The organism is Lactobacillus equicursoris DSM 19284 = JCM 14600 = CIP 110162 (genome assembly GCF_001434815.1).
In the GTDB taxonomy this organism is placed as follows: domain Bacteria; phylum Bacillota; class Bacilli; order Lactobacillales; family Lactobacillaceae; genus Lactobacillus; species Lactobacillus equicursoris.
The window spans coordinates 25,250-32,868 of the sequence record NZ_AZDU01000024.1; the positions used below are offsets into that span (position 1 = coordinate 25,250).

Annotated in this window: 9 protein-coding genes and 1 tRNA gene; all 10 read left to right on the forward strand. The window is 49.5% G+C overall.

What is annotated here, in order from left to right:
• Positions 1-150: 150 nt before the first annotated feature.
• Positions 151-315 (forward strand): hypothetical protein, encoded by a 165-nt coding sequence (locus FC20_RS10650; RefSeq protein ID WP_008461521.1) that lies wholly within the window; start codon positions 151-153, stop codon positions 313-315.
• Positions 312-2,018 (forward strand): ABC transporter ATP-binding protein, encoded by a 1,707-nt coding sequence (locus FC20_RS05845; RefSeq protein WP_008461522.1) that lies wholly within the window; start codon positions 312-314, stop codon positions 2,016-2,018. Before FC20_RS10650 ends, FC20_RS05845 begins: the two co-directional genes overlap by 4 nt.
• 6 nt (positions 2,019-2,024) lie before the next feature.
• Positions 2,025-4,526: a class III lanthionine synthetase LanKC gene (gene lanKC / locus FC20_RS05850; protein ID WP_008461523.1), complete on the forward strand. Its 2,502-nt coding sequence runs from the start codon at positions 2,025-2,027 to the stop codon at positions 4,524-4,526.
• Between the two features lie 19 nt (positions 4,527-4,545).
• On the forward strand, positions 4,546-4,722 hold the full coding sequence (locus FC20_RS10655) for a hypothetical protein (RefSeq protein ID WP_008461524.1): 177 nt from the start codon (positions 4,546-4,548) through the stop codon (positions 4,720-4,722).
• A 93-nt stretch (positions 4,723-4,815) separates the two neighbouring features.
• Positions 4,816-4,888 (forward strand) — tRNA-Thr (locus tag FC20_RS05855).
• A gap of 292 nt (positions 4,889-5,180) precedes the next feature.
• Positions 5,181-5,429 (forward strand): hypothetical protein, encoded by a 249-nt coding sequence (locus tag FC20_RS05860; RefSeq protein WP_039943757.1) that lies wholly within the window; start codon positions 5,181-5,183, stop codon positions 5,427-5,429.
• A 145-nt stretch (positions 5,430-5,574) separates the two neighbouring features.
• Complete coding sequence (locus FC20_RS05865; RefSeq protein WP_008461525.1) at positions 5,575-6,021, forward strand: Rrf2 family transcriptional regulator; 447 nt, start codon at positions 5,575-5,577, stop codon at positions 6,019-6,021.
• Complete coding sequence (locus FC20_RS05870) at positions 5,999-6,997, forward strand: NADP-dependent oxidoreductase (RefSeq protein ID WP_054667695.1); 999 nt, start codon at positions 5,999-6,001, stop codon at positions 6,995-6,997. Before FC20_RS05865 ends, FC20_RS05870 begins: the two co-directional genes overlap by 23 nt.
• Positions 6,998-7,014: 17 nt before the next feature.
• Entirely contained in the window at positions 7,015-7,224 is a 210-nt protein-coding gene (locus tag FC20_RS10345; RefSeq protein ID WP_008461528.1) for an alpha/beta fold hydrolase, read from the forward strand.
• Between the two features lie 160 nt (positions 7,225-7,384).
• A partial coding sequence (locus FC20_RS05875; RefSeq protein ID WP_056945336.1) for a hypothetical protein occupies positions 7,385-7,619 on the forward strand: 235 nt, incomplete at its 3' end.

Here is a 7,619-nt window from a genome sequence, read left to right on the forward strand (position 1 = left end):
CATCGATTAGCTATTATATCTTAAAGCAGAATATAGCAAAGTTCAATGTACATCACGCTCAGCTTAAGAAATTCAACGCTCATGAATTATTTTTCAAAAGAGCTTGGAAGAGGGGATAATAAGAAACATAGATTTAAAGGAGGTAATCTCATGGAAAACTATATCTTGATGATTGAAAAAGAGTTGAGTCAAGCCTTCAAGGAATTGGGGCAGCCAAGGAGCAGGCAATGGAATTGGCGAAATGCCCATAGTCATATCAGCATCCTGTGCCCGAACAGCAGCAACCACTTTTCGATTCATCACGTTAAGCTATGAAGCTGTTGAGGATCACGCCGCGCTTGCTGGTCGGCATCCTGCTAAGCATGACCGCCAGCTTGCTGAATTTGGGGCTTCCTTTATTGGTACGCCAATTTATCAATCTCCGAGAATTTGCTTGGTCGGGCATTTCCAAGAAGGTCTTGTTGCTAGGCTTGGCGATTTTGATCGGCAACCTGCTGATCTGCACGCTGAGCGATTACTTGATCAGCAGCGAGGGCGACCGGCAAGTCCGCCAAATGCGCTTGCGCCTGCAAAAACAGGTCCTGCGGTTGCCGCAGCGATATTTTGACCAGGAGGTCAGTGGGAAGTTGACCAGCCGGCTCATCAACGACGTAAACGTGCTGCGCGCCTTTCTGACGGAAACGATCCCGGCAACGGTCACTGGGGGATTGACGATTTTGGGGACGATGCTCATCACTTTCTCTTTGGACTGGAAGCTGACACTCTTGATGCTGCTAGTCTTTCCAATTGATGGGGCAGTGACGGTCCCTTTGGGAAGAATCAGCGAAGTGATCGCGGATCAAACGCAAAACAGCTTGGCCGCGCTTACTGGGGTAACAAGCGAGAGCATTAAGCAGATCAAGGCCATTAAGCTGAATAACGCGGAGAGTGACGTGCTTGCCAAAAATACCAGGGAAATCAACCAGCTGTTCAGCTTGTCCCTGAAAGCCGACCGCATCGCGGCCGTGATTGGTCCCTTGCAGTCGATGTTGTCTTTTTGCTTGATCATGGCCCTAGTCCTTTATGGGGCGATTAGGGTGAAAACAGGCTCGCTGTCTACCGGGACCCTGGGGGCTTTTATGATGTACTTTTTTCAAATTATTGGTCCAATCAACAATGTCGCGCTCTTTTACTCTGACCGCAAGCAAATGCTGGGCGCCACGCGCAAGATCAGCGAAATCATTGATGAAGCCGCTGAAGACCAGGCAAAAGGCCAGCAAGTGCCTGAACAAGGCAGCAGTCTGCTGAAGCTTGACCAGGTCAGTTTCGCTTACCAGGAGCAGCCGGTACTGGAAAAGGTTGATTTAGCAGCCAGGAGCGGTGAAAAAATTGCCCTGGTTGGCGCGACGGGGGCCGGCAAGAGCACTTTGGTCAAGGTCATCACGCGCTTGTATCCAATTGACGCGGGCCGGATCAGCTTAAACGGCCAAGCCAGCACGGACTTTTCCCTGCGGCAATGGCGGAGCCTGTTCAGCGTCGTGCTCCAAGAAAATACCATCATTTCGGGGAGCATTCGTGAAAATTTGACTTTGGGCTTAAAGAGAAAAGTGAAGGACCAAGAGCTCTGGGATGCCTTGGCGCTGGTGCGTTTGGAGAAATACGTGAAAAGTTTGCCGAAAGGGTTAGACAGTCAGCTGGGGGAGAGTGGAGAATGGTTGTCCGGCGGACAAAGGCAGAGGCTGCAGCTTGCCCGGGCATGCCTTAGCGAGTTTAAATTTTTGATTCTAGATGAGGCGACGTCTAATTTGGACGCGGACACTGAGAAAATCATCATGACTGCCTTGGATCAATTAAGGCGGACCAAGAATTGCGGCCAGATTACGATTACTCACAGATTGGCGACGATCATTAATAGTGATCGGATCTACTTTATTAAAAATAAAACGGTTATTGCCAGCGGCAGTCACGATGAACTGATGGAGCAAGTTCCCGACTACCGCCGCTATGTCCATGAACAGCAAGTTAGAGAAAAGAGCTGAAGCGCGATGCTGGAAGAGCAAGTAAAGTATTTGAACGCCGCCCGAAACCTAGACAGTTTGTTCTATACCTGCCAAAAGCGGGAACAAGAGCACCTGTTTGTTTTGAAAAAGAAGCTTGACGGGCGCTGGCTTGATAAAAATAGCGTCTATTGGCACTATGTCTTATATGAGCCTGATAAGTTGCCAGTGCAGGGCTGGAAGATTCACCTAAGTGCTACGGTCAAGCAGGCCCAGGGGATGCTGGACGCCGTAGCGCCGCGGCTGATTGAACAAGGAATTTCTTTCAAATTCCAAGCCAGCCTGGAGCGGTTGATTATGGCCAATTCCAAGTATGCCGACCGCGGTGAAAGCGGCAAGTTTATCACGATTTATCCGCGCGACGAGGCGGAGTTTGCTGGCCTGCTGCCCAAGCTGCAGCAGCTGACAGCTGCTTTTGCTTTAGGGCCTTATATTTTGAGTGATCAGAATTGGCAGGAAAGTAATGTCTATTTTCGCTATGGTGGCTTTAAGCCGGTGTACATGACTACAGCTGCCGGCGAGCGGGTGCCGGCAATCTATGATCCCGCGGGAAACAAGCTGGAAGACCAGCGCCTGCCCTACTATCAGCAGCCGGATTTTGTTGCGGATCTGCCAGTTTTCGCGCGAAATATTTTTCCAAAACAAGCCGCTTTCGCCCCGTTAAAGAAGTACCAAATCCAAGAAGCCCTGCACTTCAGCAACGCGGGCGGGGTGTACTTGGCCTTGCATGAAGGAAGAAAGGTAGTTCTGAAAGAAGGACGCCAGCAGGCAGGCTTGGATGCCAAGCTTAGGGATGGCTTTGCCAGAGTTGAAAATGAAGCCAAAATCTTGCGGCAGCTGGCTGATCTGCCGGGCGTAGTGACCTGCCTGGGGGATTTCAGCTCATGGCGACACCATTTTTTGCTAGAGGAATTCATTGCCGGACAGAGTTTGGAAGAGCTGCTGGCGACTGATTTTCCGTTTGTTCTTGCAGACATTGGGAAGCGGAACCGGTACAAGGCCCGAGCAATCAAGATTTTACAGCAGCTGAAGAAAATCATCGCCCAGGTTCATGCTCGCGGAATCGGGATTGGCGACTTGTCTTTGAGCAATATTCTGGTTACGCAAGGGGACACCGTCCGGCTGATTGACCTTGAAAATGCCGGTGGAGCCAGTGAAAAATACACTCCCGGATTAACAACGGTTGGCTTTGTCAATCCGGCTGCCAGGACGTTCGCCGAGGCTGACGATTTTGCCTTGATGAGGATCGCCTACTATCTTTTCTTGCCGATCATTCCAGTGGCTGATTTGGCTCCTGGCATAATTTCCAAGCATGAGAAATGGATCGCGACCTACTTTGGCCAAGATACGGTTGCTTTTTTGCGGGAAATTGCCGACACCACGCGGCCGTCAGCGCCAATTTTCCTGAAAAAGCCCTTGGCCATGCCAGCAAAAGAGTTAAGCCAGCAGACTGTGGCCGCTTTCGCGTCGGGCTTAAGCCGGGGCATTCTGCGGCATTTGCATTTTGACCGGCTGGCCTTGGTGCCAAATTTGCTTGATGAAAATACTGATCCGTTTGCCCAATTAAATTTGGAACACGGAGCCGCGGGTGTTTTATGGGCGATTGACCAGAATGCGGACCTGCGAAATTGGGTGGCAAGCCAGCAGGCAGAGATACTTGAGCTTGCCCAGGAGGCCAAGGCGCTAGGCTTGCTCAATGGCATCAGCGGCTTGGCGAATGTCCTTGAAAAGCGGGATTTCCCGGATTTGGCCAAGCAGCTGCGGCAGCTCCTTTATCAAAAAGTCGACTTAGCATCAGCTGATATTTCGCTGGCTACAGGCTTAAGCGGGATCGCCTTGTCTTTGCTAGAAGACGATCCAGACCTAAGCGGGAAAATCGCGGAAAACTTGCTTGCCCGTTGGCGGCAGGTCGACTTTAACAAGTTTAGGGATGAGGATGTCGGCCTATTGACGGGTTGGGGTGGCGTCAGCTATCTCTTCTGGCGGCTAGGGCAAAAGGAGACAGCTGAAGAAATCCTGTTGCGGATCTTGCGCGAGCACGCTAAGGGGACAGACGAGTTAGCCATTACCGATCAATCGCGCGGCTTTGAGAGACTGATTCCATATTTGGAAAATGGGACTTTTGGCTTGGCATTATTAATGCACAAATTCATGCGGGAGGACCCGGCTTTTAGGCAGAATTATCAGCTTTTGTTTGAAAAATTGAAAAAATCATGCATGACCTATTGCACCTATATGGAGACGCTGGTCTCAGGCTATAGCGGCGTATTGCCGCTAGCCAAGGCCTTAGCTGATGACGGTGACACAACCATGCTGGATTACGCTTTAGCCGCGCTCAACCAGTATTTGGTTGCCAATGACGATGAAATTCTGCCACCAGGAAAATATGGCTACAAGCTGAGCTTGGATTTTTCAACGGGGAGCGCGGGCTTGTTGACCCTGCTTAAGGATTTAAGGCAAGGCGATGAATTTAGCTGGCTGCCGGTTTGATAGACAAGGAGACAGAATCATGAACAACGTCATTTTGGATTTCGAAAAATTGGTTGAAAGAAAAGCCAATCGCTTGGCGCGTGAGCAAAAATATCGCGGGCAGATCACGCCGGCAAGCAGTCTCAGCATTCTTTGCACGGGGCATGATGTCAGCAATTTTGGGATTGGCGAGCTCCTTTTCAAGCTGTTTAAATAACTGTCGCCTAAAAAAACAACTTTTTTCGCGAAAGCTCTTGTCAAGGACACGTTTTTATGGTTTGATTAATAACTGTGTTAACGCACAAGAGTCGCTGACTTAGCTCAGTTGGCAGAGCACTTCACTAGTAATGAAGGGGTCGGAGGTTCGAATCCTCTAGTCAGCATAGTTAAACCGTCACCTGCAGGGTGGCGGTTTTTTCTTACCTATATTTTTCTGTATATTACTTCCCTAAGTAGTATAGCATTCCAAGCAAAATTATATTTGTTTCATTGACTCTGTTAAAAAAGATGGTATTATTCTAATTAAATACTTATATAGTGTTGTACAACATATCTATAGCTACTCAAAAGATTTAGGGTAGTGATGATACATTTGGAAATTATCTCCATAGTTTGATAGAAAATAGATTTTTAAGTATACTTTTTACTATTTTATATATTTGTAAGTGGCTGAAAATGAAAAAGATTTTAAAAGTACTGGCTATTTGTTTGTGCCTTTTTTTAATAATTGATAGTGGGTTATATATTTTATTTGATTTTGAGTGTATCGGTGCTCTAATTAAGCTCTTAGGTGTAAAATCTGTTATCAGTGTAATCCTTAGGTGGATCATAATTGTAGTGGCTATTCTGCTAATAGTCAAATATGATGCGATTTTTGATTATGCATTTAAAAGCCACGATGATGCAAGTATAAATGAAGAATAGCTAAGCCCGATGTCATTGAATTAAAATTAAACCGTCACCTGCAAGGTGGTGGTTTTTCTTGCGTGAAAATAAAACTTGGCAGTTGACAGGCAGTCGTCTTTCTTGTTAATGTATTTGTATCAGATACATTAACAAAGGAGCAGGCATGAGAGACACGAAATACACGGTGGCAATCCACATCTTGGTCATGCTGGCCACCAGCCCGCGGGACTTGAATTCCGACGACTTGGCGGCAAGCGTTGGCACCAATGCCAGCTACATCCGCAAGGTGATGGCCCTCTTGAAGGACCGCGGAATCATTGCCAGTCAGCGCGGCAAGTCGGGGACGCGGCTGCTGAAGCGGCCGGAGGATCTGTCCCTGCTGGAAATTTACCAAGCAGTCAACGGGGATGAAGTGGAGATCTTCCAAATTCACCAGAATCCCAATCCAGACTGTCCTGTTGGCAGAAACATCAAGCAAGCCGTCTTTCCATTCTTGGACGAGGCGGAGAGACAACTGAAAACGGCGCTGGCCAAGGATAGCCTGGCTGACGTCATTGACCGGCTCAAGCAAGTCGCGGAGGAAACAAATGCAAGTAGCACAACTGATTAAATATGACGCAAAGAACCCAATTATCAAGCTGACCACGGCACCGGCCAAGCCGGTTGGCGACCATGACCTGCTGGTTGAAACCAAGGTGGCCGCGGTCAACCCCTTGGACAACCTCGTGGCGCACGGGGACTTGAAGCTGGTCGTGCCTTACAAACTGCCGCAAACTTTGGGCAATGAATTCGTCGGCATCGTCAAGCAGACTGGTGCTGCTGTCCAAAAGTTCCAGCCTGGCGACCGGGTCTACGCCCGGACACCTTTGGACAACATGGGAGCTTTTGCTGAAGAAATCGTCATCAACGAGCAGGCGGTGGCCAAGGTGCCAGACTACTTGACTGATGAAGAAGCAGCGGCGGTCCCATTGACGGCTTTGACGGCCATGCAGGCTTTCGATTTGCTGGACGCCAAGGCGGGGCAGACCCTGTTCATTTCCGGCGGCAGCGGCAGCTTTGGCGCCATGGCCATCCCGCTGGCCGTGGCCCGAGGCTTGAAGGTGATCACGACTGGTTCCCCCGCCAGAAAGGCAGCGCTTTTGGACATGGGCGTCAGCCAGTTTATTGACTACCGGACGGAAGACTATACCAAGCTGGTCAAGGATGTAGACCTGGTAATCGACACCTTGGGCGGGGAGGAAGTCTTCAAGCAGCTGGGCATTTTGAAGCAGGGCGGCCGGATTGTTTCCCTGCGGGCCATGCCTAACCGGACTTTTGCCAAAAGAATGGGCCTGGGCTGGGGCAAGCAGATCCTGTTTGGGCTGGCGGCTGGCAAAATTGAGCGCCAAGCCAAGAAGAAGCAGCAGCATTACGACTTTGTCTTCGTCACGGCCAATGGTCCCCAGCTGGCCCAAGCCAGCGAGATCCTGGCCCAAAGCCAGGTGCGCCCGGCTCTTGGCAAGCGGTATTCCCTGGAGCAGGTCAAAGAAGCCATGGCAGACGTGGCTCACGGCCACAGCCGGGGGAAGGTCTTGATCAAGTTTTGAAAGGATCTGACTGACGAATGAGTTACATTGATTTGCCACTCCATGGGCGGCATGATTGCCCAGGAAGTGGTCGCTTTGATCCTGGAGTGGATCAAGAGCCGGGGGCCGACTTTTCTACCTGGCGGCAGCCGGTTTTGATCGTCAACGGCGATCATGACGCGATGGTGCCGACGGAAAACTCCTATGTTTTGGAGAAAATGTTCCCCAACAGCCAGCTGCATATTTAGCCTGACGCGGGGCATATGAGCATTTTCCAAAATGCCAGTGACTTCGCTGCTAGGACGGTAAAATTTTTACAATCTTAATCATCGAAAAAGGACGAGTCGTTTGGCAAAAACGGCGCGTCCTTTTTGAATTATAATATTAAAAAGAGAGGAGAGATGTAATATGTGGTTATCAGTTGCGTTAGATGATCGTGCATTAAAGTACGATGACGAATACAAGATACACATTGTTGACGGTGAGCCGTCGGTTGAGTATTACTTCGATGAAAAGACTGCCCAGGCCTTGGAAGATGATGGCTTCTTGGTTGAGATGTGGGATAAGTTCGATGCCATGTTTGACTGGGGCGATTATGATTTCTTTGAGCCTGACAAGTGTGTTGGCTTCCGTCAGTGGTTGC